The sequence below is a fragment of the Litchfieldella anticariensis FP35 = DSM 16096 genome (assembly GCF_000409775.1).
In the GTDB taxonomy this organism is placed as follows: Bacteria; Pseudomonadota; Gammaproteobacteria; order Pseudomonadales; family Halomonadaceae; genus Litchfieldella; species Litchfieldella anticariensis.
Genome location: NZ_KE332382.1, coordinates 1 through 1,562, shown reverse-complemented (window position 1 = coordinate 1,562; position 1,562 = coordinate 1). Strand labels below are relative to the sequence as shown.

General features: G+C 54.5%; 1 tRNA gene and 1 rRNA gene. Both read left to right on the top strand.

Annotation, left to right across the window (positions count from 1 at the left end):
* Positions 1-76 (top strand) — tRNA-Ala (locus L861_RS06840).
* A 262-nt stretch (positions 77-338) separates the two neighbouring features.
* Positions 339-1,562, top strand: a 23S ribosomal RNA gene (locus tag L861_RS06835); the annotation flags it as partial.

Genomic DNA, 1,562 nt, shown 5'->3' with positions numbered 1-1,562 from the left:
GGGGCCATAGCTCAGCTGGGAGAGCGCCTGCCTTGCACGCAGGAGGTCAGCGGTTCGATCCCGCTTGGCTCCACCACACTTCAGCGATAAGCCGTAAGCTGTAAGAAAAAGCGAATGCCAAAACAGTCTGACGTTAGCGCTAAGCTATAGGCTTTGATGACACACCCGCAGGGTGTTCACTTAAAGCTTACAGCTTAGGGCTTATGGCTCTAAGTGCTCTTTAACAATGTGAATCATGCTGACAAGTTCTTTCGAAAGAAAGAGCGAACGAGATACGTTTCAAGCGTATCCGGCAATTGTCGTGACGTCATCGCGGACCAGACCCTTTCGGGTTATATGGTCAAGCGATGAAGCGCATACGGTGGATGCCTTGGCAGCCAGAGGCGATGAAAGACGTGGAAGCCTGCGATAAGGCTCGGCGAGGTGGCAAACGACCTGTGACCCGGGCATTTCTGAATGGGGAAACCCACCCTGCTTGCAGGGTATCGCATCCTGAATCCATAGGGATGCGAGGCGAACCGGGGGAACTGAAACATCTCAGTACCCCGAGGAAAAGAAATCAACCGAGATTCCCCCAGTAGCGGCGAGCGACCGGGGACTAGCCCTTAAGCGGCAGACTGATTAGGCGAACGATCTGGGAAGGTCGACCATAGCGGGTGATAGTCCCGTAGCCGAAAATCTGATGGCGTGAAATCGAGTAGGTCGGGGCACGTGAAACCCTGACTGAACATGGGGGGACCATCCTCCAAGGCTAAATACTCCTGGCTGACCGATAGTGAACCAGTACCGTGAGGGAAAGGCGAAAAGAACCCCGGCGAGGGGAGTGAAATAGATCCTGAAACCGTATGCGTACAAGCAGTGGGAGCCTGTCTTCGGACGGGTGACTGCGTACCTTTTGTATAATGGGTCAGCGACTTATTTTCAGTGGCGAGCTTAACCGAATAGGGGAGGCGTAGGGAAACCGAGTCTTAACTGGGCGACCAGTCGCTGGGAATAGACCCGAAACCGGGCGATCTATCCATGAGCAGGGTGAAGGTTGAGTAACATCAACTGGAGGCCCGAACCAGGATCTGTTGAAAAAGATTTGGATGACTTGTGGATCGGAGTGAAAGGCTAATCAAGCCCGGAGATAGCTGGTTCTCCTCGAAAGCTATTTAGGTAGCGCCTCACGTATCACCACCGGGGGTAGAGCACTGTTTCGGCTAGGGGGCCATCCCGGCTTACCAACCCGAGGCAAACTCCGAATACCGGTGAGTGGAGCGTGGGAGACACACGGCGGGTGCTAACGTCCGTCGTGAAAAGGGAAACAACCCAGACCGTCAGCTAAGGCCCCAAAATCCTGGTTAAGTGGGAAACGATGTGGGAAGGCTTAGACAGCTAGGAGGTTGGCTTAGAAGCAGCCATCCTTTAAAGAAAGCGTAATAGCTCACTAGTCGAGTCGGCCTGCGCGGAAGATGTAACGGGGCTCAAACCAGGTGCCGAAGCTACGGGTACGTCGCAAGACGTGCGGTAGAGGAGCGTCGTGTACGCCGACGAAGGTGGATCGAGAGGTCTGCTGGAGG